At 43.3% G+C, this 26,946-nt stretch carries 23 protein-coding genes; 18 read left to right on the plus strand and 5 right to left on the minus strand.

Features of this window, described 5'->3' with window-relative positions; all coding sequences use genetic code 11:
- Window positions 1-441 precede the first annotated feature (441 nt).
- The 15 genes from V202x_RS02515 (at window position 442) to lptB (ending at window position 19,756) form a co-directional block, all read left to right on the plus strand.
- Entirely contained in the window at window positions 442-1,125 is a 684-nt protein-coding gene (locus V202x_RS02515) for a cytochrome c3 family protein (RefSeq protein WP_145170898.1), read from the plus strand.
- Window positions 1,126-1,136: 11 nt separating this feature from the next.
- Entirely contained in the window at window positions 1,137-4,196 is a 3,060-nt protein-coding gene (locus V202x_RS02520) for a TAT-variant-translocated molybdopterin oxidoreductase (RefSeq protein WP_145170900.1), read from the plus strand.
- A gap of 75 nt (window positions 4,197-4,271) precedes the next feature.
- Entirely contained in the window at window positions 4,272-5,666 is a 1,395-nt protein-coding gene (gene nrfD / locus V202x_RS02525; protein WP_144981092.1) for an NrfD/PsrC family molybdoenzyme membrane anchor subunit, read from the plus strand.
- Between the two features lie 64 nt (window positions 5,667-5,730).
- A complete protein-coding gene (locus V202x_RS02530) occupies window positions 5,731-7,119 on the plus strand; it encodes a quinol:electron acceptor oxidoreductase subunit ActD (protein WP_145170902.1) in 1,389 nt (462 codons plus the stop codon).
- Between the two features lie 58 nt (window positions 7,120-7,177).
- On the plus strand, window positions 7,178-8,422 hold the full coding sequence (locus tag V202x_RS02535) for a quinol:cytochrome C oxidoreductase (protein WP_145170904.1): 1,245 nt from the start codon (window positions 7,178-7,180) through the stop codon (window positions 8,420-8,422).
- Window positions 8,423-8,475: 53 nt separating this feature from the next.
- Window positions 8,476-8,805 (plus strand): hypothetical protein, encoded by a 330-nt coding sequence (locus V202x_RS02540; protein ID WP_145170906.1) that lies wholly within the window; start codon window positions 8,476-8,478, stop codon window positions 8,803-8,805.
- Complete coding sequence (locus V202x_RS02545) at window positions 8,802-9,653, plus strand: SCO family protein (protein ID WP_145170908.1); 852 nt, start codon at window positions 8,802-8,804, stop codon at window positions 9,651-9,653. The genes V202x_RS02540 and V202x_RS02545 overlap by 4 nt, the downstream gene beginning before the upstream one ends.
- Window positions 9,654-9,752: 99 nt before the next feature.
- On the plus strand, window positions 9,753-10,721 hold the full coding sequence (gene coxB, locus V202x_RS02550; RefSeq protein ID WP_232098798.1) for a cytochrome c oxidase subunit II: 969 nt from the start codon (window positions 9,753-9,755) through the stop codon (window positions 10,719-10,721).
- Window positions 10,722-10,847: 126 nt separating this feature from the next.
- Entirely contained in the window at window positions 10,848-12,566 is a 1,719-nt protein-coding gene (locus V202x_RS02555) for a cbb3-type cytochrome c oxidase subunit I (protein WP_145170912.1), read from the plus strand.
- Window positions 12,566-13,636, plus strand: coding sequence for a cytochrome c oxidase subunit 3 (locus V202x_RS27335; protein ID WP_197993183.1), 1,071 nt, complete (start codon window positions 12,566-12,568; stop codon window positions 13,634-13,636). The genes V202x_RS02555 and V202x_RS27335 overlap by 1 nt, the downstream gene beginning before the upstream one ends.
- A gap of 78 nt (window positions 13,637-13,714) precedes the next feature.
- Window positions 13,715-14,131, plus strand: a complete 417-nt coding sequence (locus tag V202x_RS02570; RefSeq protein ID WP_145170915.1) for a cytochrome C oxidase subunit IV family protein — start codon at window positions 13,715-13,717, stop codon at window positions 14,129-14,131.
- Window positions 14,132-14,238: 107 nt separating this feature from the next.
- Entirely contained in the window at window positions 14,239-14,883 is a 645-nt protein-coding gene (locus tag V202x_RS02575) for a heme-copper oxidase subunit III (protein ID WP_145170917.1), read from the plus strand.
- 233 nt (window positions 14,884-15,116) lie between these two features.
- A complete protein-coding gene (lepB, locus tag V202x_RS02580; RefSeq protein ID WP_145170919.1) occupies window positions 15,117-16,844 on the plus strand; it encodes a signal peptidase I in 1,728 nt (575 codons plus the stop codon).
- Window positions 16,845-16,989: 145 nt separating this feature from the next.
- Window positions 16,990-18,858 (plus strand): signal peptidase I, encoded by a 1,869-nt coding sequence (lepB, locus tag V202x_RS02585; RefSeq protein ID WP_145170921.1) that lies wholly within the window; start codon window positions 16,990-16,992, stop codon window positions 18,856-18,858.
- 115 nt (window positions 18,859-18,973) lie between these two features.
- Window positions 18,974-19,756 carry an LPS export ABC transporter ATP-binding protein gene (lptB, locus tag V202x_RS02590; protein WP_145170923.1) on the plus strand — a complete coding sequence of 261 codons (783 nt, stop codon included), beginning with the start codon at window positions 18,974-18,976 and terminating at the stop codon, window positions 19,754-19,756.
- Here lptB and V202x_RS02595 read toward each other — a convergent pair.
- The 5 genes from V202x_RS02595 to V202x_RS02615 all read right to left on the minus strand — a co-directional run bounded on the left by V202x_RS02595 (window position 19,753) and on the right by V202x_RS02615 (window position 23,889).
- Entirely contained in the window at window positions 19,753-20,856 is a 1,104-nt protein-coding gene (locus V202x_RS02595; protein ID WP_145170925.1) for a hypothetical protein, read from the minus strand. The genes lptB and V202x_RS02595 overlap by 4 nt on opposite strands.
- Window positions 20,857-21,055: 199 nt before the next feature.
- The gene (locus V202x_RS02600) at window positions 21,056-21,262 is read right to left on the minus strand and encodes a hypothetical protein (protein WP_145170927.1); all 207 of its coding nucleotides are present in this window, start codon (window positions 21,260-21,262) and stop codon (window positions 21,056-21,058) included.
- 59 nt (window positions 21,263-21,321) lie between these two features.
- Entirely contained in the window at window positions 21,322-22,209 is an 888-nt protein-coding gene (locus V202x_RS02605; RefSeq protein ID WP_145170929.1) for a DUF6677 family protein, read from the minus strand.
- 264 nt (window positions 22,210-22,473) lie between these two features.
- Window positions 22,474-23,256, minus strand: coding sequence for an SDR family NAD(P)-dependent oxidoreductase (locus V202x_RS02610; protein WP_144981137.1), 783 nt, complete (start codon window positions 23,254-23,256; stop codon window positions 22,474-22,476).
- 300 nt (window positions 23,257-23,556) lie between these two features.
- Window positions 23,557-23,889: a HesB/IscA family protein gene (locus tag V202x_RS02615; RefSeq protein ID WP_145170931.1), complete on the minus strand. Its 333-nt coding sequence runs from the start codon at window positions 23,887-23,889 to the stop codon at window positions 23,557-23,559.
- Between the two features lie 423 nt (window positions 23,890-24,312).
- Here V202x_RS02615 and V202x_RS02620 point away from each other — a divergent pair, with 423 nt between their 5' ends.
- The 3 genes from V202x_RS02620 to V202x_RS02630 all read left to right on the plus strand — a co-directional run bounded on the left by V202x_RS02620 (window position 24,313) and on the right by V202x_RS02630 (window position 26,840).
- Entirely contained in the window at window positions 24,313-25,332 is a 1,020-nt protein-coding gene (locus tag V202x_RS02620; protein ID WP_145170933.1) for a 3'-5' exoribonuclease YhaM family protein, read from the plus strand.
- A 55-nt stretch (window positions 25,333-25,387) separates the two neighbouring features.
- Complete coding sequence (gene dapF, locus V202x_RS02625) at window positions 25,388-26,227, plus strand: diaminopimelate epimerase (protein WP_145170935.1); 840 nt, start codon at window positions 25,388-25,390, stop codon at window positions 26,225-26,227.
- 223 nt (window positions 26,228-26,450) lie between these two features.
- Window positions 26,451-26,840: a DUF2752 domain-containing protein gene (locus V202x_RS02630; protein ID WP_197993184.1), complete on the plus strand. Its 390-nt coding sequence runs from the start codon at window positions 26,451-26,453 to the stop codon at window positions 26,838-26,840.
- The last annotated feature ends 106 nt before the right edge of the window (window positions 26,841-26,946 follow it).

Consider the following 26,946-nt stretch of genomic DNA (forward strand, 5'->3'; position numbering starts at 1 on the left):
TTTGTGATTAATAATAATGATAAAGCAGCTTATTATTAAAATAGAGTGTCATATATGTGTTGGTGAAATTGTGTTCAATTAAAATCTTGTTTTGACATAAAGCTATGTGAAAAATTTTGGAGTTGGGTAGGCATGATTCCGGCGTGGAGGTCTTTGCTTGGCGTTCTCTTGACTGCTTAAGCGGCAAAGTTTTTCAAACTGTCCCCATATTTGAGAATTTCTGATCCACGATCTCCCGAGTCCAAGAATCTTATGGTTATTACTCTGAGAATGCATTGCTTAGTTTTCTTCATACATCTATCCTTCCTACTGAATTAGGGGTTTCTTCCCTATCACAATGTGAAAAGTCCGCTTTGACCGTCGATAGCCATTTTAATTCCAGAGGTTCTATCTACTTTTGGGTCATGGTTTTGCTCGAAAGGTCTCATCAGGTATCTCAAAATGGATCGTTTTCTATTTCCGAAATGGGCAAATACAATTGTGCCGGTACTAGGTGCGCTCGGTGCAGTTGGTGTTTTGTATGTCATTGGAATGGTAGCCTTTGGGGCCAGCCCTGAAACTACTGACGTGGGTTATCAGCCTGAACAGCCTCTGCCTTTTAGTCATGCCTTGCATGCGGGTAAGCTGAAGCTGGATTGCCGCTATTGTCATAATACTGTTGAAGTTGCTGGGCACGCCGCGATTCCGCCCACTTCTACTTGCTTGAACTGTCATAGTGGCGCTGATGCTAATGGAGTCGTCAATACTGTTGCCGTTCATGCAACAAGTGCAAAGCTTGCACCAGTTCGCGAAAGTCAAGCGACAGGTAAGTCGATACAGTGGCGACGTGTTCATGATTTACCCGATTATGTTTATTTTAATCATAGTGCTCATGTGCGTCGTGGTGTGAGTTGTGTTGCCTGTCATGGGCGAGTCGACAAGATGGAAAAGGTGACTCAGGTGGAGCCGCTGAGTATGGGCTGGTGTTTGAAGTGTCATCGGAATCCTGAGCCTAACCTTCGTCCACCAGAGTTTGTGACTAAACTCGATTGGGCACCTGATGGTGATCCGCATGAGGTGGGTGAAAAGGTTCGTGAGGAGTTGAATTTGAATCCTTCTACTAATTGTTCTACGTGTCACCGCTAAGGGGTTCGGTTGTGGATAAGAAGTATTGGCGAAGTTTGAATGAATTGCATTCCACGCCGGAGTTTCAAGAGATTTTAGATCGAGAGTTTCCAGTTGCAGCTTCCGAGTATCCTGAAGGGGTTTCGCGTCGTCGCTGGTTGCAGATTATGGGTGCTTCTGTGGCTCTGGCTGGGGTCTCAGGTTGTCGCTGGGAAGATGAAAAGATATCTCCTAGTGTATCACGCCCTGAAGGTCTGATTCCTGGGATGCCGCAGAAATATGCGACGTTTATGGAGTTGGGGGGGCTGGCTGAAAGTCTGCTGGTGACTTGTTATGATGGTCGGCCGATCAAGGTGGAAGGGAATCCCGATTCACCACAAAGTAAAGGGGCTTCCTCTGTTTTTGCACAGTCCGAAACGTTGTCGCTATATGATCCTGATCGGGCTGTAGGGGTTGTGGAGCGGAGAGATGGTGGGCGATACGCTCGTGATTGGCAGGCGTTTTTTGAGTATTCCGATTCTGTCTTGGGTCAGGCAAAAAAAGATGGTGGTGCCAAGGTTTGTGTCTTGGCTGATGTAAGTTCTTCGGCTGCCAGGAAAGGTTTGCAGGAAAAGTTTGCTACGCTGTTTCCAAAGTCTCAGTGGTATGATTATACCGCTTGTTCTCGCGACAATGTCTACGCTGGTTCAAAGCTTGCGTTCGGAGAAGTGATTCGGCCACATTTCGATTTGAGTAAAGCAAACATTGTGGTTTGTCTGGATGAGGACTTGCTGTCTGAGCATCCGGCAGCGTTGCTGCATACACGTGATTGGGCTGCCCGCCGCGATCCTGCAGCAGGCGAAATGAATCGTTTGTATGCTGTCGAAAGTCGATTCACAACTACCGGACTCGCAGCTGACCATCGACTGCCAACACGTTCTGTCGATCTTGGTTTCTTTCTCACAAAGCTTGAGAACCAGGTTCAAGGTTTGTTGTCAGGCAAGAAATCGGAAGCCGCCGGTGATAGTTATGCAGAAAAAGTCCTCGCAGCTATGGCTGAGGATTTGGTTGCCAATCAGGGAATGAGTCTGGTTGCGATTGGAGCAGGTCAGCCTGCTGAACTGCATGCCCAGGTTCACGCATTGAATGAGCGGTTGGGTAATGTTGGTAAAACGATTCGCTATACCAAAGAGCCCTTGGCGAGAGACATTTCTTCTGTTGATGCATTGGCAAAATTGACTGCAGAAATGCAGTCTGGAGCCGTCGATACGTTAGTGATTATTGGTGGGAATCCTGCTTATAACGCTCCCGGTGATATCGACTTTGTGACTGCATTGACTAAAGTTCCCAATTCTATTCATCTGGGTGAATATGAGGACGAGACCTCTCTGTTATGTAAGTGGCACCTCCCGAAAACGCATCCCTTTGAGCAATGGGGTGATGCTCGTTCTTATGACGGGACACTATGTGTTGCACAACCTCTGATTGAGCCACTGCATGATGGCAAGTCAGAAGTTGAACTACTGGCAATGTTATGCGGCGAAAAACATCCGAGTACTCTGGAATTGATTAAAGAAGCTGTGAAGGGTTCATTAGATCCGATGGCCGTGAACGCTTCCTGGCGTCGTCTGGTACATGATGGTGTTTTAAAGGGGAGTACACTGGATGCTGTATCGCCCAAAGCAAAGACACTACCGCCAGCGAAAACTGCTGAGGCAGCTACCGAAGAGTTTGAGTTGGTATTTTATCCCAGCCCACAAGTTTATGACGGCCGATTTGCAAACAGTGGTTGGTTGCAGGAAACTCCCGACAACCTTACAAAAGTCACTTGGGATAATGCTGCGATTATTGCCCCCAGTACGGCCAAGAGTCTGGGAGTGGAATTTGGTTCTGTCGTAAAGCTGATTTTGGATGGGAAATCGCTCGAACTGCCAGCCTATGTACTTCCAGGGCAGGCTCCGAATTCGATTGCAGTGGCCTTGGGGTATGGTCGAACAGCAGCCGGTCTCGTCGGTGGTGATGTTGCTCGGGATGTTGCACCGGTTGGGGAAAATATTGCAGCGCTCCAGTCAAAGGGGAAAACAGATTTTGCTACCGGACTGAAGGTTGAAAAAACGAATAAGCAATACGAACTCGCGATTACTCAAGATCATCATAGTATCGACACTGTTGGTGTGGGCGAAATTCAAGGTCGGGTTGGCCAGCTTGTTCGTGAAGGCGACGTCAGTGAGTACAAAAAGGATCCCAGTTTTGCCAAAGGGCGAACACACCATCCTGAACTGAAATCCTTATGGGAAGAGCTTTCCTATGAGGGGCAAGCTTGGGGAATGTCTGTCGATTTAACAAAATGTGTTGGCTGTAATGCCTGTATGGTTGCCTGTCAGGCAGAAAATAATGTTCCTGTTGTGGGGCGCGAACAGGTGATCAATAGTCGTGAGATGCATTGGTTGCGTGTAGATCGTTACTTTACCGGTGATGATGTTGATAATCCTGGTGTTTCGATTCAACCCATGTTTTGCCAGCAATGTGAATTGGCTCCTTGTGAGCAGGTTTGCCCGGTTGCTGCGACTGTGCATACAGACGAAGGGTTAAATGACATGGTGTATAATCGCTGTGTAGGAACCCGTTATTGTGCGAATAACTGCCCTTACAAGGTACGAAGGTTTAATTACTTTAACTACAACAAGGTCTACGAGGATCCTAATCGAAAATTACAGGCATTGGTTCTCAATCCTGAAGTGACTGTGCGTCATCGTGGAGTCATGGAAAAATGTACTTATTGTGTGCAGCGTATTAAGGCTGTCCAGATTGAAGCCAAAAATGAGCAGCGTCCCATTGAAGATGGTGAAATTGTCACTGCCTGCCAACAGGCATGTCCCGCAAAAGCCATTGAATTCGGTGACTTGAATAATGAGAAATCACTTGTTGCTAAAGCACATGCAAATCCTAGATCCTATGCGGTTCTCTCTGAGTTGAATATCAAACCGAGAACCGCTTACTTGGCCCGTATATTAAATCCGCATCCTTCTTTGGCAAAACCATCGACAGAGGGGCATGGGTATGGAGAGCAACACGCTGATGCTGATCACCAAGAAAAAACGGAAAAGCATTAGTAATTAAGAAATAGAGATGAGTTTAACGGTTAGATTTACCAATCCTTAGAATTATAAGTAAAGATATCAAAAGCCATGGCTTCAGTAACAGCAGAGCCAATTGACACAACAATCGAAGTTCCCGGTAAGCGAACACCGCTTGTGACCGGCGCCCACAATTATGGCACAGTGACCGACGCCGTCTGTAGACTGGCTGAATGCAAAACGCCCTTGGCTTGGTATGTGGCGTTGGGTATTTCGGCTTCCCTGATGGGAATGCTGTTTGGTCTGGTGGGGTACTTGATCATCACAGGTGTCGGTGTCTGGGGTAACCGCAGTCCTGTCTTCTGGGGCTGGCCGATTGTGAATTTCGTGTTCTGGGTCGGAATTGGCCATGCTGGTACTTTGATTTCGGCTATTTTATTTTTGTTCCGTCAAGACTGGCGGACTGGAATCAACCGTGCTGCAGAAGCAATGACAATTTTTGCCGTCATTTGTGCAGGCTTGTTTCCTGGGATTCACATTGGTCGGGTTTGGCTGGCGTATTGGTTATTCCCAATTCCCAACCAGATGGCAATGTGGCCTAACTTTCGTAGTCCTTTGTTATGGGATGTGTTTGCTGTTTCAACTTATGCAACAGTTTCCCTTTTGTTCTGGTATATGGGCATGATTCCTGACTTGGCATCGTTGCGAGATCGGGCAAAAGGAAAAATTCAACAATTTGCCTATGGTTTGTTTTCGCTGGGATGGAATGGCTCTTCCAGGCATTGGCATCGTTACGAACGAGCTTACCTTCTACTAGCCGCTTTGGCGACACCACTGGTGTTAAGTGTGCATACCATCGTTAGTTTTGACTTTGCTGTTTCTCAGTTACCAGGTTGGCATACAACAATTTTCCCTCCTTACTTTGTGGCAGGTGCGGTCTTTAGTGGGTTTGCGATGGTGTTGACTTTAATGATTCCCGTCAGATCGATTTGCGGAATCAAGGATTTACTCACTGATCGTCACCTCGAAAACATGACTAAAGTGATTATCGCCACAGGTTCGATGGTGGGATATGCCTATGCGATGGAATTTTTCATTGCCTGGTATGGTGGTAACCGTTATGAAACCTTTGCTTTCATTAACCGGGCTTTTGGTCCCTATGCCTGGGCCTATTGGATTATGGTGACTTGCAACGTCATCAGCCCTCAGTTGTTCTGGATTAAAAAAATCCGCACCACCCCCTGGATGATTTTTGTGGTTTGTATTTTTGTGAATATTGGTATGTGGTTTGAGCGTTTTGTAATTACGGTCACATCCCTAAGTCGTGACTTTCTGCCCTCCAGTTGGGGATATTTCAAACCCACCATTGTTGATGTTTTAATGTTAATTGGTAGTTTCGGTTTGTTTATGACATTGTTTCTGCTCTTCTGTAAATTTTTGCCTATGGTTGCAATGGCAGAAGTCAAAAGTGTAATGCCGCGTCCTCATGGCAAAGGTGATCATTGATCAGAACTCACACTAGCAGCATGTCAGTCAAATACGACTTAACTTATTATTGAATTAAAAAATTATGGCAACGACGATCGAACAATCAGAAGAAACAAAAGCAAAAGCAGAGCCTGAACTTCTTGGGTTACTTGCTGAGTTCGATGATCCTGATGCATTGATCGAAGCATCAAAGAAAGTCCGTGATGCGGGCTATCGTAAGTGGGATACACACACTCCTTTTCCGATTCATGGAATTGATGAAGCGATGGGGATCAAGTGGACTATTCTACCTTGGATTGTTGCCGGCTGTGGGCTCACCGGTGGTACGATTGCCGTTGGCATGCAATATTGGATGAACGCTGTCGATTATCCTTTCCTAATCAGTGGTAAGCCCCTTTTTAGTATTCCCGCCAGTATTCCGATTACGTTCGAACTTTCTGTTTTGTTGGCTGCCTTTGGTGCGTTTTTGGGAATGCTGGGCTTGAATCAGTTGCCAAAGCTATACAATCCGATTTTTAAGTCAGAGGCGTTTCGTCGTGTGACAAATGACCGGTTCTTTGTCAGTATGGACGCAAAAGATGCAAAGTTTTCTGAGATCGATACGGGCGAGTTTTTGAACTCACTTAACCCGATTAATGTTGAAGAGTTTTGGTCTGATACCGAATCTCCCAAATTACCTCGTAATCTCACATTGGGCTTGAGTCTGGTTGGCGTAGTGATGTTACTCTTGGCCGGTTTGGTGGCTTATGTACGTACAACAACATCGCCAGATCCGCGGATTCATATTATCCAGGACATGGACTTCCAGCCCAGTCTGAAGGCTCAAAATACGACAAACCTCTTTCCCGATGGTCGGGAAATTCGTCCCAATCTCAAAGGAACTATTCCTCGTGGGCAATTCAAAGACGACAATATTCCTTTCTATTATGGTTTGAAGTACCTTCCTGAAGATCAAGATGTGGTAACGATTGCATTACAGGAAGAGAAAAAAGCAGACGATAAAACGGCTACTGACAAGAAGGCACCAGCAGAAAAACCTGCCGCTCCTGCTGCAGTGGATCCTGTTGCAGCCAAGCTGGACAAGTTGCCTTGGGTGACAGAATTTCCGGTACCAGTTACAGAAAAACTGATGGCTCGTGGTAAAGAACGCTATCGAATTTACTGCTCTGCCTGTCATGGGCTCGGCGGTGAGGGTGATGGTCTGGTTACGCTTAGAGCCATGGAATTACTACAGGGAACCTGGGTGAAACCAGCCTCTTATCATACAGAAAATGTACGAAAGCTTCCCATCGGGCGACTTTATCATACGATTACGAACGGTGTCCGCAAAATGCCTGCATATGGTTCACAAGTGACACCTGAGGACCGTTGGGCCATAGTTCTTTATTTGAAAGCGTTGCAGAAGAGTCATCAAATTGACGCAGATACGATTTCAGAAGCTGAAAAAAGAAAACTTCGAGACATTAAGTAATAAAGTAAACTCCACTGGCAACTTGTAGAATTTTAATCCGTGGTGAACAAGAAAAGTTATGCAAACCTCATCTGACACAAATAATAAAGTTTCCGTTCAAACACTGGCTGAACTGGGGCCGCTTCCTATGAAAGTCGCCCTTGGATGCTCAGTGCTATTGCCAGTGGCATTTGTGTTGGGGTTTTTAATGGATAACGGAACGGAACTTTTCGCGTTCTCTTATCTGCAAAGTACTTTTTTCTTTTTGAGCATTTCTCTAGGTGCGTTGTTTTTTGTATTGATTCAACAATTGACACGCGCGGGTTGGAGTGTTGTCTTACGTCGTATTTCTGAATTTATTTCAATGGGAGTGATCCCTTTAGCTGTCCTGGTACTGCCAATTGTGTTAGTGACGCTTTCTGGAAGCGATATTTTATATCAATGGGCGAGTTCTAAAAATGTTGCTGGTGATCACCTTTTGCAGGCCAAGGCCCCTTACTTAAATAGTGGTTTTTTTGCACTAAGATATGTGATCTATTTTGGATCCTGGATATTTCTGGCACGTTTCTTTTTAAATAAGTCCGTTGCTCAGGACGAAAATGGTGACCCTGAATTAACACTTTTGATGGAGCGGCGGAGTGGTCCGGCACTTTTGCTTTATGCATTTACGATTTCATTTGCTGCGATCGATTTTATAATGTCTCTGGACGCTCACTGGTTCAGTACAATTTTTGGAGTCTATTATTTTGCTGCTGGTCTAGTTGGTTTCTTTAGCACTCTGGCTATCACTTTAATTTACCTCCGTAGCAAAGGTCTATTGCAAGAGCCGATCAATGTTGAGCATTTACATGATGTTGGTAAGTTACTGTTTGCTTTCAACTGCTTCTGGGCGTACATCGCCATTTCGCAATATCTTTTGATCTGGTATGCCAATATTCCTGAAGAAACTGTATTTTTCCTTCACCGTCAAGAGCATGGTTGGGGAATCATTTCTTTGATCCTGGTCATCGGTCACTTTGCGATTCCGTTTGTATTCTTCATGTCACGTTGGATGAAGCGGAATCCCAAAACTTTGTTTTTCTGGGCCGCGTACTTACTGGTCATGAACTGGATTGATATTTTCTGGCTTGTAATGCCGAATGTAAAATCAGGAAGCGGTGATTTCTTAGGCGTTTCCTTCGCAATGATCTTAATGAATATCTGTTGTACGGTTGGAGTTGGTGGAATCTATGTTGCTGGATTACTGAAATTTGCTGGGCAAAAATCAGTGATGCCGGTGAGAGATCCAAGGCTAGAAGAGTCACTTAAGTTTCACAATATTTAATCACCGGCTGGTCTGGTAAAAGATTGGCTCCTTTAGAAATAAGAGAACGGAATATGTCGAGTCATAAAGCAGCATATGATGATCTCGATACAACGATGATCGCTTATGTTGGGACCGTAGGAACCATTATTACTTTTTTCCTTGTATTCGGGATTGCCGCGTTTTATTACGCATTTGCAAAGACGGAAAACGAAAAAAAAGTAATTAATGTTCCAGAAGTAAATGCGGAGAGTATTCTCGCCAATCAGGCAGCTGCTCTCACTGAATATCGTTGGATCGATCAGGATAAAAATATCGTAGCAATACCTATTGACCAAGCTATGCAGATTGTTGTTCAAGAGGAACAGAAGAAGCAGGCAAAAGCAAAAACAAAGAAACCATGAACTCTAAACAGTCCTTTATTCTGACTCTTTTTCTCTCGGCATTATTTGTAATGCCTGTGCAGGCAGAGCGTATGGAAAAAGCACCTAAGGATATCGAGTCTCTCGATGTGATTGAGCATCTGGATAGTCGTCTTCCTTTAGGATTAGAATTTCAGGACAGTAATGGTAAACGGGTTAAACTCGAGGATTATTTTAAGAAAGATCGTCCCGTAATTCTTTCTCTGAACTATTCTAATTGTCCGATGCTGTGTTCGTTACAGCTGACAGGGTTGGTCAGGGGGCTTAAGGATTTAGAGTGGTCAACAGGTCAACAATATGATTTCGTGTCCGTGAGTATTGATCCGAAAGAGACATATCAGCGTGCCAATTTAACAAAGCAAAAATACTATAAAGAATATAATCGTTCGGGAACAGGCGACGGTTGGCACTTCCTTTGTGGTGATCAGCCAGCGATTACAGAAATAGCAAAGGCAATTGGAGTACAGTACAAATACGTTGAGGAACGCAAGGAATTTGCACACCCGGCTGTTTTGGTTGTGTGTACTCCTGACGGCCGCATTTCCAGATATTTATATGGAATTCAATTTCCAGAGCAGACATTAAAATTAGCCTTAGTTGAAGCATCAGAAGGTAAGATTGGTTCAACCATTGATCGTTTTTTACTGTTTTGCTTCCATTACGATGCAGACAGTGGTCGGTATGCCCCGACTGCTCGCAATATTATGAAAATTGGTGGTTTTGCGACCGTCTTTATTCTGACTGTCGTTTTGATTCCCTATTGGCGGGGTCGAAAAGGCAGAACAGAAATCGAAATAGTCCAAACACAAAAAACAGCAGACGGAACCTGAGTTAAACTGGTTTCTTTTACTAAACATATTTGTGTTTGAGCTGGATTTGGTAACGACTTTATTATTTTTAACACTCAACAGTTGATTGTGTGAATGCAGATGAAACTATTCATCCCGAACTTATTAGCGAATGACGAGGCCGGGTTCTGGTTCCCGCCCCAGAGTTCTACAGTGGCAGAATCGAGCGATTTTGTATACTTCTTTATCCTCTATGTCTGCACGTTTTTCTTTGTGTTGATCGTCGGTTTAATGGCGTTGTTTATGTTTAAGTACCGCCATCGACCTGGAGTTGAAGCAGAAAAAACCGCCACCCATAACCTGATGCTCGAACTTTCCTGGTCTGTGATTCCTACACTTCTAGTCATTATTATGTTTTGGATTGGTTTCACTTCCTATCTAGACATGCGAACGCCACCCGACTCTTCTTACGAAATTGATGTGGTTGCCAAAAAATGGTCCTGGGCGTTTAAGTATCCTAATGGTTGGATTGAAAGTGAGTTACATATTCCCAAAGGTGAAAATGTGACTCTAACAATGTCCTCAGATGATGTGATTCACAGTTTGTGGGTTCCCGCATTCCGAACAAAAATGGACGTCGTTCCAGGACGCTACACACAACAATGGTTTAACGCAACGAAAGCAGGCACATATCCTTTAATGTGTGCTGAATATTGTGGTCAGAAGCATTCAGAAATGATCTCAAAAGTAGTCGTTCATGAAACACGTGGCGACTTTGATAAGTGGCTAAAAGTTGCTGCTGATATTCATAAAAATAAGACACCTGTGGAAGCAGGAGAATATTTTTACAAAACGAGAGGTTGTATACAGTGTCATTCCATTGATGGTGTGAAAAAGAATGGTCCCTCATTCAAAGGCCTCTTCGGAAGCGAGCGAAAGTTTACTGATGGAACTTCAGCTATCGCAGATGCGAATTATATTCGTAACTCGATTCTCGAACCGCAGTCTAAAATCGTGGTCGGATTTCGACCAATTATGCCTACGTTTAAAGGGCAACTAACTGATCAAGATATTACGGCCATTATTGCATTCATCAAGAGTCTAAAATAATAGAAATATTCTGTATTACACTTGTAAGAATTGAGCGAATTAAATTGAAATTGAGAACTAGGTTCTCAATTGTGTTTCTGGATTCTTTAATCCAACGTTATTTGAACTTATCCAGGAGGCTGGAAGATGGCAACTGTAGTTGACTCCTCCAATCCAAAATCGAATTTACCGGTCCAATACCGAGAATTAAATTATTTAAACTGTTCGAAAGGTTGGAAAAGCTGGTTTTTCACTCTCGATCATAAACGAATCGGTGTTATGTATTTGATAGGCGTCACAGCTTCTTTCTTTTTTGGAGGAATCTTTGCCGTTCTATTGAGAACCGAGCTATTATCACCGACTAAAATTCTGATGGGCCCTGATGCTTACAATCAGATGTTTACGCTGCATGGTGCCATCATGACATTCCTGGTAATCATTCCTGGTGTACCAGCCGCGATAGGAAATGTGATCTTGCCGGTCATGCTGGGGGCGAAAGATGTTGCGTTTCCGCGTATGAATCTTTGTAGTTTTTACCTTTGGATGTTTGGCGCGGCATTTTTTGTAGCCGCCATCGTTTTAGGTGGGCTAGATACTGGTTGGACATTTTATACACCATATAGTATCACCACAAATACGGCTGTCATCACGGCTTTATTAGGTGTGTTTATATTGGGCTTCAGTTCCATTTTTACCGGATTGAATTTTATTGTCACCATCCATACGATGCGTCCTCCAGGAATGTCCTGGTTTAAGATGCCTTTATTTTTATGGGCACTTTACGCAACAGCCTTGATTCAAGTATTAGCTACACCCGTCCTTGGAATTACCGGTCTACTGTTGGTAGTAGAGCGTGCCTTTCACATCGGAATTTTTGATCCCGCATTAGGTGGTGACCCGGTTTTGTTTCAGCACTTCTTCTGGTTCTATTCCCATCCTGCTGTCTATGTGATGATTCTACCAGCCATGGGTGTAATCAGCGAGGTTATCGCTGTCCATAGTCGCAAACACATTTTTGGATATCGTTTTATTGCCTACAGTAGTATTGCAATTGCCATATTTGGCTTTCTCGTATGGGGACACCATATGTTTGTGTCCGGACAATCTAAAGTAGTCGCTGTCATTTTCAGTGCGATTACCTTTAGTGTTTCTATCCCGTCGGCTATTAAAGTGTTTAATTGGCTGACGACGATGTATAAAGGCTCAATTCGGTTTACCACGGCCATGTGTTATGGATTGTCCTTTATCTTTATCTTTTCCATCGGTGGTTTGACTGGTTTGTTTTTGGCAACTCTGGCGACTGATATTCACTTACATGATACTTACTTCGTGGTAGCTCACTTTCATTATGTGATGATGGGTTCTTCTCTGGTGGGACTGTTTGCGGCAGTGCATCACTGGTGGCCAAAAATCAGCGGTAAGTTGTTTAGCGAATTCTGGGGGCGGATTGCTTGTCTGGGTGTGTTTACCGGGTTCAATTTGACGTTCTTCCCACAATTTATTTTGGGAACTCGAGGAATGCCACGAAGGTATTATACGTATTTACCTGAATTTCAAAATTTACATATTATGTCAACAATGGGAGCATATCTGTTAGGGATTAGTTCCGCTTTGATGGCTGCTACGTTGATTTATTCAGTCTATCGTGGAAAGAAGGCCCCCGCAAATCCATGGGGAGGCGCATCACTTGAGTGGCAGTGTTCTTCGCCACCACCTCATAATAACTTCGACCATCCTCCACATGCCGGTGATCCGTACGTGATGGAGTCGGTCGTTTACGATGAGGAAGTTGAAGGTTTCGTTCCTGTTGAGTGTCATGAAAAAAAGACGGGAGCAACGACCGCATCAGGAGATAATGAAGTTTAATGAATACTGCGGCCACCACTACCACAGACGAACATGTTGATAGTCACGATCATGAACATCATGATTCCCGCTTGGCGCATCATTTTGACTCTCACCAGCAACAGTTTGACACAGGAAAGCTGGGGATCTGGCTGTTTCTGGTCACGGAAGTTTTGTTCTTTAGCGGCTTATTTGGTTTTTACGCCGTCTATCGCTCATTACATCCTGAAGTATTCCTGTATGCCAGCCAGTTTCTGGATACCGTTTTAGGTGCAGCCAACACAGTTGTATTGCTCTTCAGTAGCTTGACAATGGCGTGGGGAGTCCGTTGTGCTCAACTAGGTCAAACGAGAGGCCTTTTGGTCTGTCTGGTGACCACACTTGCCTGTGCTGCGATCTTCCTGGGAGTGAAGTCCTTTGAGTACACAGAAAAAGCACACCATGGCCTCTTATGGGCAGGTATGTACCAGAGCCCTGAGCATCATGAACATGGAGACGAAGCGGCAGCACCGGCTGCGAATGGTAAAGATGCATCAGATCATGCACATGCGAGTGCAGATGATCATAGTGATGATGCTTTGTTTGAGAAAACGAAGCACACACTTTCTTACATGACTACAGTGTTATGGGGAGTGATTGTCCTTGCCGGAATCGGCTTTGGTGCACTGATTAAAAATCCGAATAAGAAGACACTTGCGACAGTCGCAGGATGTGTTTTGGTTTCAGCAATTGGTATGCAGTTAGGAGCATATGCCAGTATTGGTTATCATCATTTTGGGCATGCAGCTGAACCGACGGATCAAGAAATTGAGATGGCAGAAACTATTCCCGCAGAGTATGCAAAGCAAAAAGAAAAAGTACCTGAACCCAAATTGGCTGGTACGTTTTTTAGTGTGTATTTCTGTATGACTGGCTTACATGCAATTCATATTGTAGGTGGAATGATTGCTATCAGTTGGCTTATTGTTCGGACTGTTCATGGCGCGTTTACAACTTATTACTTTGGGGCCGTGGATTTTGTAGGCCTGTATTGGCATCTGGTTGACTTAATCTGGATCTATCTATTCCCGTTGTTATACCTGATCAATTAGTGGATGTTGTTAATTCAATCAATGAGAAAGCTTTTGGGCTTCAAATTATTTTAATAAAAAGAGACGGAATGATTCATCATGTCAACTCATGCTGAAAGCGAGACTCACTCAGACGATACTCAAACTTGTGAGGTGCATATTGTACCTGTCAAAGTTTTAGTAGGAGTTTTTATAGTATTGGTTGCTTTAACTGTCCTCACAGTTGAAGCGGCTAAGTTTGATGTGGGACGAGCAGATGTCATTGTTTCGATGACGATTGCCACGATTAAGGCTTCGTTAGTTGTATTTATTTTTATGCACCTATGGTACGATAAGCCTCTTAATCGAATTGCATTCTTTTTCTCAATTGTCTTTGCTGCCTTCTTTCTTTGTATGATTTTGCTGGACTCACATGCTTACGACGATTATGTTAAAGGATTTCAGCAAGACAAAGCTTCCAATGCTGTTATGCCTGCACCGGCACCAGCACCTGAAACGGCACCAACTCAAAAATAATGTTGAACTTGGTCAAGTTCTCTGTGACAATAAAGATAGCTTTTGCTCATTCTTCTCATGATGAGCGCTAGTAACTACTCCTCGTTTAAGTACGGTGGCAGGTTAGTATGTCCACTTTCCGGAGTCGAACTGTTCGAAATCGTTTTGCGCTGTTATTCACTTCTCGAGATCGGCTAAGCCAAAGAGATTTTGGTTTGGCAATCTTCCTGTTTAGTGTCGCAGTGCTTTTTATGGGTGGACTACTCGCATATATAATTGTACGTGTTAACTTGGCTGAGCATCATCAACCAGTGGCTCTCGTAATTCCTCCACTTCTTTGGTTGAGTACGGCTCTTCTGTTTTTGGGAAGCATTTCGATTCACCGTGCTTTGTATTTTGTCCGGCAGGAAAAGCAACAGCAGTTTCGGAATTGTTTGAATCTTACGTTTCTTTTAGGTGGGGCGTTTTTTGTAATTCAAACTTTAGGATTGGTTCATCTTCTCCGGCAACACTCAGAAATCCTACTTGGTGTAGAGCATCTCAAAAATGCGTACAATTATCCCAGTAGCTATGGTGTTCTTTTTTCCTTTGTATTACTGCACGCTGCCCATTTTCTGGTCGCCTTTGGTCTTCTGGGGATGATCATCTTTAGAGCGTATCTCAATCAGTATGACCATGAATATCACTGGGGAGTCCATGCCTGTTCGGTAGTATGGCATTTTCTCGGAGCACTCTGGGTGATTATGTTGCTATTGTTCTGCTTTGTTGGATAAGTTGTTTGTCAGTGAAACTTTAAGAGCTCTTTCTTCATCCAGCTTGTGTTAATTTTACATAGCAGTCAATAGTGAACGGATCACCGAAAATTAAATATTCGCGATCATCATATCATCAGAGAGTGTTTCTCTATTTCCTCAGGCTTGTGGCTTTTAGTATCATTAGATTCTAAAGATTTTGCTTTCTGAAATACTATTTCAGAAGACTCTGGTTTCTTTTTTTGTATGTCACGATGCACCACCCTTCAAGTCAAATCGAATCTCAAACTGAAGAGGTGGAAGGCCGTTCCAACCTGTTTCGTATGGTGTTAGAGTCCGTCGTCTCGCTGGCGATTGCAGTGATTCTCTTCAGGACATTTCAAGCCGAAGGATATATGATTTCTACGGGATCTATGGCACCCTCCTTGTTGGGTTATCATAAACAGGTGATTTGTCCTCGGTGCGATTTTTCATTTACTTATGGTGTCGCATATGATGATTCCGTTTCAGGGAACCGCTTTCAGGCAAAAGGACATTCGGATGGTGAATCATTTCAGCAGGCTGGTCAATATGCGACATGTCCTAACTGTGGTACGCATTCGATAGATTTATCGAATGTTCCAAGAAACGAAGGTGACCAGCTACTTGTCTTCAAACATGCTTATTATCTAAAGCCACCAGAACGCTGGAGTGTTGCTGTATTTCAAAATCCAATGAAACCAACACAAGCATATGTAAAAAGAGTGGTTGGTCTGCCGGGAGAGTCAGTTCAAGTTAGAAATGGTGATTTATATATCAATGGCAAAATTGAGCGTAAAAATCTAAAAATTCAACGTGCTGTTCGGTTACTAGTTTATGATCATCACTATCGACCGACTAAGGATGATTTCTTTCAACCGCGTTTACTGCCTGACGAGTGTGAGTCACCAAATGGGGATCACTTGAGGAGTAAAAGAGCTTGGATCGCTAAAGAAGATGGTTTTATTTTTGACGAAAATCATGAAAGTTCACCGAATGTATCTAGCAGAAACGAATGGGCCTGGGTGAATTACCAACATTGGATACGACAAGGCGGACACTATGTGACATCAGTTTCACTTGAGGAGTGGCCCGCAGAGGTCGAAAAACCAGAACCGGTTTTAGCGAACATTAAATATGATGAAGAACAAAAAAAATTGATCTGTAAAGGGACGATGTCGGCAGAGACTTGTCATCAATATCTTGATCAAACAACAAATGAGGAATTCCGTTATGCGATTGCATTACTATATGAAAAATCGCATGTATCTCCGCTCTTTGATGATTATGGTTACAATACAGGAGTCGAAAATCAACAAGCAATTCCTGTTCACGATGTCATGTTTCAATGTGATTTGAAAGTCAATTCCGGAGTGGGCGAGTTTGCGATTGAAGTTTTTGAGGGACATCATAAGTTTAGAAATGTTTTTGACTTTCAGCAAAGACGGGTTTCGCTATTTGTAGATGGTCAAAAAAAAGCGATACGTACTGGCAATCTTTCCGGTGATTTTCGGACTCGAACCGTATTGCTTGAGATGTCTGTTATGGACCGTCAGGTTTTGTTAGCCATCGATGGGCAATTGGTTTACAAGCCGCTTTTATATGGTGAGACCGCAACTCCGCGGAAAGAAATTCGTGTACCTGTTCGATTTGGTGCCAATGGGGGGGATTTTTACATTTCAAATCTAAAACTATTCCGAGATATTCACTACACACGCGGTAAGGCGCTACATGGTGTCGATGAATCTTATCAACTGGATCACCAGAGTTATTTTGTACTCGGTGACAATAGTCCCGTTTCATTAGACAGCAGGAGTTGGTCAGATGGAAAAGTAGACTATAAATACTTACTGGGAAAGCCTTTTTTGGTGCATTTACCCTCACGTCAAGGAGAGGTGAAAATCGGAGATCATGTTGGCCACATGCGCATTCCAGATTTCTCCCGAATTCGTTATATTCAGTGACAGTAATACTGGTTATTTTGCAATAAATTCCCTGAATTTCATAAAAATTTTCATAAATCGATCCTTACAGCGAATAACTGAGGCTAACTGAAAATAATCAACCGCAGTCTTAAGTTTTCATTGAATTAATGATAGGTCGTCTGAGATGGCAAAAAAAACTGATAAAGTAAAATCGAAAAAACTTCCAGTAGAACAAACTGAAAAAAAGAGGGATGAGAGTGAAAAGGCCCGCGGCCGACATAATGAAATTCGTGATACGTTAGAGTCAATCATTATTGCCTTGGTATTTGCTTTTGTATTTCGTGCTTATTCAGCAGAAGCGTTCGTGATTCCAACGGGGTCAATGGCACCAACGTTGTATGGTCGTCATAAAGAATTGAGTTGTGCCGAGTGTGGTGTGAAATACGCCGTGGGTGCCAGTGATGAACTGATCGGAAAATCTGGATATTATGATTCAGATAAAAAAGTTACGGGAGCTTATTGTCCCAACTGCCGATACTATACTGATCTTCGGAATGCGCATCCCTTTACAGGGGACCGGATTATCGTCAATAAGTTTCCTTTTGATTTTGGAGACCCTGATCGCTGGGATGTGATCGTCTTTAAGTACCCGGAAGAAGCACAGACAAATTACATCAAGCGATTGGTTGGATTACCTGGCGAAGAAATTCAGATTTCCCGGGGAGATGTCTATGCCAGAAGAAATGAAAAAGAGCCATTTCAGATTCTTCGCAAAGACAATTTGGAGAAACAACTGGCAGTTCAACAGTTAGTCTACGACGATGATTATCCACCTAGAGAGATCTTAAATTATGATTGGCCTGAGCGCTGGTCACCCATGGCTCAGGTTTCGCCCAATGAGACGAAGTTTCAGAATTTGAAAAAGTCTGCCTGGGAAATTGATTCTGAAGCACGCGCTTATCAATTCCAAGGTAGTTCCTTAGCTGCGGATATCAGAAATCTTCAATGGTTACGCTATCAACATATTGTCCCGCGTCAATCTGAGTGGGAACTACTTGAAGAAAACCCTGAGCTATTTAAGCAGACGATGCAGTCCTCCCCGCCTCAACCACGCTTAATCAATGATTATACAGCCTACAATGATTATTCAGGTGGCTTATCGAAGGGAATTTTTAAATATGACGCCGCCTTTTGGGTCGGTGATTTGACAGTCAGTTTTGATGTTGAAATTCAGACGAACGAAGGCGAATTCTTTGTTGAACTCATGCGGGGAGATCGCCATTATCGGGTGCGCTTTGATATCAAGACAGGTCAGGCAAAGTTATATTATGTAGAAGATTTTCCTAACCCAAAGCCCGTTGAAGTTGAGCTGACAACTGCGGAGACGGTTTTGAAAGGGAAGGGATCACATTCGGTGATGTTTGCTAATGTTGATCAGAGGCTCTGTTTGTGGATTGACGGTTCGGAAGTAAGTTTGGAAAACAAAACAGAATATAAACCACCGGTTTCTCCTGCACCTCGCGATGGTGATCTTGCTCCCGTAGGAATTGCGGGGGTCAATGTTGATTTTGTTGTTTCTCATTTATTGTTACGACGCGATATTTATTATCGTTCTGTTGAGTATTATCAGAATCAGGAATATTCTGGCGATCGGTCACACCTCTGGGAATTACTTTGGGATCCGGCAGCATGGAGTCGACAATATGAAGATCATCGTCAACAGGTACGATTTGAGAAAATGGCAGACGATGAGTTTTTCGTGCTGGGAGATAACTCGGCGCGCAGTGCAGATAGTCGTCTTTGGGATAATAAGCGCAAGGCCGAGCGGCGACACGCGGTTCCTCGCTCTGCACTGGTTGGAAAAGCGTTCATGATTTATTGGCCGCATGGCATTCCGTTTCTGAATGATGGTCGTGGCTATTCACCAAATGTAGGACCATTAAAGAGGTTTTTCTATCATCAAACTTCGCCGGGTTCCTATCCCAAAGATCCTTATGCTAAGCTATCATTTCCGTTTTACCCTAATTTTTCCAGAATGAAACGAATTCGATAGCCATCTATTGGTATCAAAAAATGCAGACGAAATCGATATTTAGCAGAATCATCGATTTTACTAGAATATTTATGAAGCCCCAACGAAAGAATGGTCGTCAAGGAGGACGTTTGCAATGGCATTGCTGGAATGTGTCGGTTTGGTAAAGGATTATCCTGGGAAACGGGCTGTCGACGGTGTCGATTTTTACGTGGAACGCGGCGAAATTGTGGGGCTCTTAGGGCCGAATGGTGCTGGTAAGACAACAACTTTTCGAATGGCATGCGGGATGGTTGCTCCTACCAAGGGACGCGTTTATCTTGAAGAAACAGATGTGACTTCTTGGCCGATGTATAAACGTGCTCGACAGGGAATGGGATATTTGCCACAGGATGAGAGCGTTTTTGTAAAACTTTCGATCGAACAGAATATCTATGCGATACTCGAATTTCTGGATTTGAATCGCAAGCAAAGACGCGAGACTGTAGATCACTTACTTGATCAATTTGGACTAACAACAAAAAGAAAGCAGATTGCGTCTACACTTTCAGGTGGTGAAAGACGACGTTTAGAGATCGCGCGTTGTTTAGCAAGTTCTCCTGAATTGATTTTACTGGATGAACCGTTCACGGGAATAGATCCGGTAACAATTCATGACATTCAGGACATTATTGCTGATTTACGAGATAGTGGTATTTCAATTTTGTTGACCGACCATCGCGAACGTGAAACGTTAACCATTACCGATCGCAGCTATATCATTAGTGCCGGTCAAGTGCTGGTAAGCGGAGATGCGGAAACTGTTCTTAGTGATGAATCAGCTCAAGCGCTATATTTTGGCAAACGCTTCGATAAAGGATCGATTATTGAAGGGCGAGAAGCCTTTGGTACACGCATCTCAGAGCAAGATGCGGCTTAAGACTCATTATCGTAACGCCCCGGTTGCCACTTGATGGCGGCTCTTCCGATGCACATGGAATCTGTCAGGCGGTTCATGCAGATTCCCGCAGCCGGCAGAAGAATGACATCGCCATCATTTACTGGAGCATAATCATTCGCGTAAACCACTTCTTCAAGACGTGCCAATATAGTGGGAATCGTAGAAGAAATGGAATTTCCGTAAAATGGTAGATTGTTGAGGTAATCAGCAGTAATCGGGACTTGGCGTGCGGCTGCAATCATTGCTTTCAGTAATTTTCCGCTGGGCTGGTGCGGTGCAATTAAGATCCGGTCTGCTTGCCCTGCAACTTGTTCATACGATTCCAAACACGCTTCCAGCATCAGGTCAACACCGTTCAGGAAAACAGACTCACCATCCATGTGCATTACAAGTTTATGCTCAGGACGCCCTCGGAAATCAAACATATCTCCTTGCTCAGTCCAGAATAAAGGAACCTCTTGTTTACGGCGTTCTGCAGGAATGTATTCTATAGATGTTTCTACATGTAGCAAAGAGTGACCGGGACCTTTCCAAAGCGTCGTCCCGGTAGCTCCCGCAGAAACGATTCCACAGAATGCTTTGTCAGACGAATCATGCCAATGTTCCGGAGTTTCCACAGTGAGTAGGGGAATGTGGACTCTCTCAGGTAGATTTTCTAATAGTTCGGCAGCACGCTTCAGAAGCTCAACAAAACCGACACATCCGTAGTTTAATGCGATAAATTTCTTAGAAGGTACTCTCAGGATATTTGAAAGTTCGTCGCATAATTGCCGGGCAGAATCATGATTTGTATGAGAATGACACAACATAATTGTCGGACAGTCTGCCCATTCAAATCCGACAGTCGACTGCAGTTTTTCTGCTATGACAGCAGCGATATCTATTGGAGAAAGTTGAGGTTGCAACAGTCGACGAGTTTCAATCCCCGTCGAGCGACTGATCGCTTTGACACTGGAAAAGCCGTCAGTTATGCCTTGATGTGAAAGGGCATAGACACGCTCATTATCCAATAGTTCGAAAAGGTCATCATGATCAGCCAGATCTACTATTTCTGTAAGTGCAAATCCATTATTCTGCATAAAGTAATCCCAACCTAATTATTGCAGAAAGGGAATCCATAACCCCGCAATCGTCTGAGTATGTGCAACATATGCTTAAAGTGCAATTGAATATGAATAAATGAGGAGAAATTTTTAGTAAGTAGAATGATAATCGCCTGGCAGGAGACGCTTTGGCATGAACATTTTGAATGAAATTAGATGCAGGTAGCCCGTCAATTTAAAGGTTCCAGGAAAGTAGTGCTAATAAAGTCATCAAAGCTCCCATAATAATGATGGCAGTGAAGAAAAAACGAATTGAACGTTGAATGATCACTTGGGGGATTTCGTACCGAGTCGCATTATATACAAGACTAATCACAGCTAAAAGTGGAATAAGATAGACAACTGCATTGATCTGATTTGCTAGCACGAATGGAACAGACATAATTAATCTTTGTTTTTCTGAAAGGTGATTATTAACTGATTTGGGTCTGGAAATGTTTACTAGCATTTCGAGTTTGTCTTTTCTTTGTCTTTTGGTGCCGCTTCTTCTTCGTCACCTCTTCCATAAGCTGGCCCTTCAAATGCATCCCAGATTACCAGTAGGTTTAACAATCCTGCGATCCACGTGAATACGACGGCAAATTCATAACGTTTCCCGAGCTTCTTATTGATATCATCAAGTTCTTGATTACTTAAAGGCATTTCAAACCAGTTTAAAAAGGGCCTGGGAATCGATCCTTCAATGTGGCCTGTGTCTGTCCGACGTCCATTGACTTCTCGAACGACAGCACATTCAAGTACTCGTCGTTGGTTGCCTCCCAATGGTAAACCTATTCCTACAGGATCAGACAGGTTTAATGCCGAGATCGGCTTATTATCCAAAGTCCCTTCAAAAACACCGGTAATTTCAGTGCCAAACTCACCAGGAACTGTTTTTAATTTAATGGAACCCTCTAATTGCCCACTAATGTTTTTGCCATCATCAGTACGGTCTAAGAGTGTTCCCTCAAAAGGAGCTTCTAAGGGCATTTCCTGATGATAGGGGTGTGAGTCAAAATAGTTAGCGTCAAAGTCATTTTGGCCAAGTCTAATCGGTGAAACAACTTTATTATAACGCGAAGTTTGTATCAAAGCGGGTAGTGCAGGTAAGCCAACACCTACTTGTGCAAAATACCCCAGGTTTCTTTTACCTGGCTCTGACTGATAATAAACGGTCTTCCAGTCTCCTAATGCCATACCACAAAAGAACGTACTCAAGATACAGAAACAGTAAATGGCTGCTTTAAATGTCCTTCCTTGGTAAAAGTGACCTGCACCAGGAATAAGGAATGCTAAAATTGCAGCGACAACAGGATTTTTCAATTCAATTTTGTTGTGGCTTTCCGTCATTTTAGGACCCTCTAGCACTGTTATTATAAAATGTTCTTAGTAAATGATTTTCGTTTTTCAGCGCTGGATATTAGGCTTTGTAGCCAATTAACTGAAAAATTACTCTTTTTTAGTTTGGGTTCTCTTATGTAGCTCAGGATGAGACGTAGTGTAGCTCATACAGAATCAAAGGACCAGTCCAACCTGAAGTCTTTATTAATTAAGGGGTTAGGGGTCTTGGCTTGTCTAAAAAAGAAGGATTGGATGTACCCGTTTGCTCTGAGGCTATTGTCCCCCTTCGGCTCGATTTGACCACCAGGGCAGACTGATCCCGCCATCGATAGTAGTTGTACCTCCTGTCATATAATCAGCATCACCACTGGAGAGAAATGTAACAAGCTTTCCAACTTCATTGGGGCTCCCCAGTCGTTTCCAGGGGATATTTTCTGCTCCTGCTTCAAGTTGTTCATCAGTGAAGAATTTTCTTTCTCCCGGAGTATCAATCCAACCTGGGTGAACAGTGTTTACGCGGATTCTGTACGGGGCAAATTCAATGGCAGCGGTTCTCGCCATGTGATCAATTGCCGCTTTGGCCATGTTGTAGGCAGCTGAAGTGGGAATTGCAATTACTGCATGCGGAGAACTAATCACAACGATAGATCCTCCCTCTCCTTGCTTCGTCATTTGTTGTGCCGCAGCACGGACACCAAAGAACGCGCCCCACATTGTCACATCTATGGTTTTTTTGAAGCCTTCCATATCCGCTTCGAGAATCAGCTCTCGATCACTATAAGCAGAATTAGAAACAAATAAATCGAGGCTCCCAAACTCTTCCGCGACTGTTGAAACGGCAGCATCTACAGATTGTTGGTCTGAGACATCGGCCTGAATTGTGATTGCTTTGACGCCAAATGATCGTGCTTCTTCTGCTGCGGTCTCTGCTTCTTCAGGATGAGATCGGTAATTGATTGCGACGTTTGCTCCTGCTTTGGCCATTTCAATCGCACAGCCACGACCGATTCCACGCGAGGCACCTGTTACGAGCGCATTTCGCCCTTCCAGCTTCATTGTTTTTATTCCTTAGTTGTATGAACGTTTGGTTTTGGCATAGCAAGCCATTGTGAATAAGGATTCTAATCAAATAGATTTTTTAATGGGTAAGGCTTTTAGAAGAATTTACAGGACTACTATGCAATCCGCAAATGAGACTACTATGAGGCCTGATCTATAGATGTGGAATAATCAAATCTAAACTGTAAACAAGAACAACCTAAAAACAAAGAAAACCGAGGAGCATTCTCTGCTCCTCGGCAAAATTTATGAAGATTTCAGGTACTGTTATAAAATGGGGAGAAAAACATCTCTCAATTACGCAGAGAAGCTGCTTCCACACCCGCAAGATTTGACTGCATTCGGATTTTCAAAGGTAAATCCGCGTTTTTCCAGGCTTTCGTAGAAATCTACGGTTGTACCATCTAAGTAAAGACCGCTTTTTTTGTCTACAACCACTTTGACACCGTGTTGTTCAGACACCGTATCATTTTCTTCATCGATTTCATCGACAAAGCGGAAATCATATTGGAATCCACTGCAACCACCAGAAACGATTCCGATTCTCAATAAAGAACCATCGCCCATCTTCTGGTCTTCCATAAATCGCTTCAATTCTTTGGAAGCATTTTCAGTAATTGTGACAGCCATGGAAAAAAGTCTCCAGTTTAAAAATTGTTTGGTAGATTAACTTTTTGGTGATACTTATTAATTAATAGAAAGTGGCCCCAATTCAAACTTTGATTTGGGAAAAAGCGAGCCTCTCACTCTATTTCAACCTCTCTCTATTATAGCAGAAGTTTTATATTTTCCGAGATGCTTTTATTATCTAAGATATTTTATCTAAGTGTTTTTTGTAAGTATCATACTAATATCATTTTATGTCAATATTTCCATAATGAATATACCTGAACTTATTCGGAATCTGTGCAGCAGATGAGGCCCCATAATTGGACTTAAATGTCTGTTATGAGGTTGCTTCTAATGCTAGTGCCTTTTGCACTAATTACATCACGGCTTTAGAATGGAAGCTCCTCCTACTTTTATTGTTTATAAGTTGCTGAGACAGGATGCATGAATTCACCGCACCAAGTAATGTTGCTGAGCGAAATGAAGCCAGGACAGTTTGCAGACAGCTTTGTTCTACTGGTTTCCAAAGAGCGATCTATAACCAGAGATGGTAAACCGTACTTTCGCGCTCATTTCCGAGATAACAGTATTACAGCAACAGCAATGATTTGGAGTGACACCACCTGGTTTGAAGATTGTGAGTCGAATTGGACAGAAGGAGAATTTTACAAAGTTCGTGCTCGGTATGATGAGAGTAAGTATGGTCCTCAATTAGACATTGATCGAATTCGTTTGGCTAATGCGGACGATGAGGCGGATGGTTTTGATCCTGGTTTCTATTTTAAAAGATCTCGCTTTTCGAGTGAGGAAATGTTCCAGGAACTGACTGAAATCACAAATACAGAAATCAGTGATGTGCCTTTGAGAAATTTAGTGTTGGATATTCTTTCGGCTTACGAAGAACAAATCAAGACAATCGCGGCAGCAAGCAAAAACCATCATGCATTTACAGGAGGCTTTCTTGAACATGTTTTGTCAGTAACGAAAACCGCTTGCTATTTGGCAGATAAGTATCTGGCATACTATCAGAAGATGCAGCCACCTTTGAATAAATCATTAGTTGTTGCAGGTGCTATTTTGCATGACATTGGGAAATTGAGGGAGTTGGAATATAAGCCGCATGGTTCTCAGTATACACCGGCTGGACGCCTGGTTGGTCATATTTTATTAGGACGCGATTTGGTTCGCGAACATGCTGTAAAAATAGAAGGACTCAATCCCGAAATGTTATTACGTCTAGAGCATCTCATAGTAGCACATCAGAATTTACCCGAATGGGGATCTCCGATTGCTCCTCACACTCCAGAAGCTTTGTTGGTACATTATGCTGATGATGTCGATGCGAAATTCCATATGATGGCGACGACGCTGGAAAATGTTTTGCCCGGAAGCCAAGAAGAGTTTTCAAGTCGCGATAATGCATTACGACGAAGCATTTTTGTTGGTTTGAAGTCAAACGAATAAACATTTCTTCGTTTCATCAATCACAAGTTTTTTTGTTCAAAAATAGAAATCTACAATGAAATTCACCAAGATGCAGGGAGCAGGAAACGACTACGTCTATGTTAACTGTTTTAAAGAAATCCTTCCTCAAGACATTCCGAATTTGGCAAAACAGGTCAGTGATCGACATAAGGGGATCGGCTCCGATGGTTTAATTTTGATTTGTCCTTCTGAAAAAGCAGATGCGCAGATGCGAATGTTCAATGCCGATGGTAGTGAATCAGAAATGTGTGGTAATGGAATTCGTTGTGTTGCGAAGTACGTTTATGATCATGGCATTGTACAGTCTCAGACACTAAAGATTGAGACGGGTGCAGGCATTCTGAGCCTCGATCTCGACATCATTGATCAAAGAGTCAGCCAGGTTCGCGTGAATATGGGGAGACCGATTTTAAACAGCTCTGAAATTCCGACACTGCTCACCGGAGATCCTCCCGTGAATGCGGATTTGCAGGTGGGGGATCAGACAATTCAGGTTACTTGTGTTTCAATGGGGAACCCGCATTGTGTGTCTTTCGTGGATGAGATTACCGATTATTGGGTGCATGAAATAGGTCCTCAGGTGGAAGTCCATCCGATGTTTCCCAAGCGAATCAATGCTGAATTCATCGAAATTATTTCACAGAACGAGATGATAATGCGCGTTTGGGAACGGGGTTCAGGAGAAACCCAGGCTTGTGGGACTGGTGCGTGTGCCTCAGCTGTTGCAGGAGTCTTAACAGGACGTACCGAACGCAATGTGCTTATCCATTTACCTGGTGGTGACTTACGATTAGAGTGGTCTGAATCAGATGAAGTGTTTATGACGGGACCTGCGGTAGAAGTTTACGAAGGAGTTTGGACAGGTCCCCAATAATAAAGGTAGGGATTCAGCAGTGAGGCTGTGTATTTGTCTTGATTCAGGGATGACATTTTTTTGAAATGGTCTTGCAGTAAAATAAGAGAACTGTTAAACATCGGCCTCTCTCAATCTCATAATGAATTTCGACCTAAAACCTGCAACAAACAATACAGGCAATGAACGATTATCGGCTGTTCTTGCATCTGATTCGGGAAAACGAATTGGATGGAGACTTCAGATGCTGTTAATTGGTTGGAGTCTGTTTTTGATTGCCGGATTTAGCCTTGCAGTTCAAATAAAGCCGGACTCACGTGGGTTCGGTACCCATCAAAAACTTGGTTTTGCACCTTGTGTCATACGAAATCGATTATCCATTCCCTGTCCCAGTTGTGGGATGACAACTTCCTTTTCACATTTTGTTCGAGGTCAGATCCGTCAGTCTGCTCAGGCCAATACTTCTGGTTTGGTTCTGGCAGTCGTTTGTCTTGTGATGATCCCCTGGTCCTGGATCAGTGTTTATCATAAGCGACTCTGGTTGGTCTCAAACCCTGAAAGTTGCTTACTCTGGTTGATGTGTGGTTTAGTCACTATCACCCTGATGGAGTGGTTTTTTCGGCTGGCCTTTTAAAATAATATATTTTCCGGATTCCCGGTGACAATTAAGTTCCTCTCGCGTTTAATCCAAAATCATTTCTTGAGTAGCTATTTCGGTTTATGCCAAGGACGGCAGAAAA

It is taken from the genome of Gimesia aquarii (assembly GCF_007748175.1).
Classification (GTDB): domain Bacteria; phylum Planctomycetota; class Planctomycetia; order Planctomycetales; family Planctomycetaceae; genus Gimesia; species Gimesia aquarii_A.

Bases quoted from the DNA above. Each gene is read 5' to 3' on its own strand.
- V202x_RS02515 (WP_145170898.1), top strand. From the start codon at position 442: ATGGATCGTTTTCTATTTCCGAAATGGGCAAATACAATTGTGCCGGTA.
- nrfD (WP_144981092.1), top strand. From the start codon at position 4,272: ATGGCTTCAGTAACAGCAGAGCCAATTGACACAACAATCGAAGTTCCC.
- V202x_RS02530 (WP_145170902.1), top strand. From the start codon at position 5,731: ATGGCAACGACGATCGAACAATCAGAAGAAACAAAAGCAAAAGCAGAG.
- V202x_RS02535 (WP_145170904.1), top strand. From the start codon at position 7,178: ATGCAAACCTCATCTGACACAAATAATAAAGTTTCCGTTCAAACACTG.
- V202x_RS02540 (WP_145170906.1), top strand. From the start codon at position 8,476: ATGTCGAGTCATAAAGCAGCATATGATGATCTCGATACAACGATGATC.
- V202x_RS02545 (WP_145170908.1), top strand. From the start codon at position 8,802: ATGAACTCTAAACAGTCCTTTATTCTGACTCTTTTTCTCTCGGCATTA.
- coxB (WP_232098798.1), top strand. From the start codon at position 9,753: ATGAAACTATTCATCCCGAACTTATTAGCGAATGACGAGGCCGGGTTC.
- V202x_RS02555 (WP_145170912.1), top strand. From the start codon at position 10,848: ATGGCAACTGTAGTTGACTCCTCCAATCCAAAATCGAATTTACCGGTC.
- V202x_RS27335 (WP_197993183.1), top strand. From the start codon at position 12,566: ATGAATACTGCGGCCACCACTACCACAGACGAACATGTTGATAGTCAC.
- V202x_RS02570 (WP_145170915.1), top strand. From the start codon at position 13,715: ATGTCAACTCATGCTGAAAGCGAGACTCACTCAGACGATACTCAAACT.
- V202x_RS02575 (WP_145170917.1), top strand. From the start codon at position 14,239: ATGTCCACTTTCCGGAGTCGAACTGTTCGAAATCGTTTTGCGCTGTTA.
- lepB (WP_145170919.1), top strand. From the start codon at position 15,117: ATGCACCACCCTTCAAGTCAAATCGAATCTCAAACTGAAGAGGTGGAA.
- lepB (WP_145170921.1), top strand. From the start codon at position 16,990: ATGGCAAAAAAAACTGATAAAGTAAAATCGAAAAAACTTCCAGTAGAA.
- lptB (WP_145170923.1), top strand. From the start codon at position 18,974: ATGGCATTGCTGGAATGTGTCGGTTTGGTAAAGGATTATCCTGGGAAA.
- V202x_RS02595 (WP_145170925.1), bottom strand. From the start codon at position 20,856: ATGCAGAATAATGGATTTGCACTTACAGAAATAGTAGATCTGGCTGAT.
- V202x_RS02600 (WP_145170927.1), bottom strand. From the start codon at position 21,262: ATGTCTGTTCCATTCGTGCTAGCAAATCAGATCAATGCAGTTGTCTAT.
- V202x_RS02605 (WP_145170929.1), bottom strand. From the start codon at position 22,209: ATGACGGAAAGCCACAACAAAATTGAATTGAAAAATCCTGTTGTCGCT.
- V202x_RS02610 (WP_144981137.1), bottom strand. From the start codon at position 23,256: ATGAAGCTGGAAGGGCGAAATGCGCTCGTAACAGGTGCCTCGCGTGGA.
- V202x_RS02615 (WP_145170931.1), bottom strand. From the start codon at position 23,889: ATGGCTGTCACAATTACTGAAAATGCTTCCAAAGAATTGAAGCGATTT.
- V202x_RS02620 (WP_145170933.1), top strand. From the start codon at position 24,313: ATGAATTCACCGCACCAAGTAATGTTGCTGAGCGAAATGAAGCCAGGA.
- dapF (WP_145170935.1), top strand. From the start codon at position 25,388: ATGAAATTCACCAAGATGCAGGGAGCAGGAAACGACTACGTCTATGTT.
- V202x_RS02630 (WP_197993184.1), top strand. From the start codon at position 26,451: ATGCTGTTAATTGGTTGGAGTCTGTTTTTGATTGCCGGATTTAGCCTT.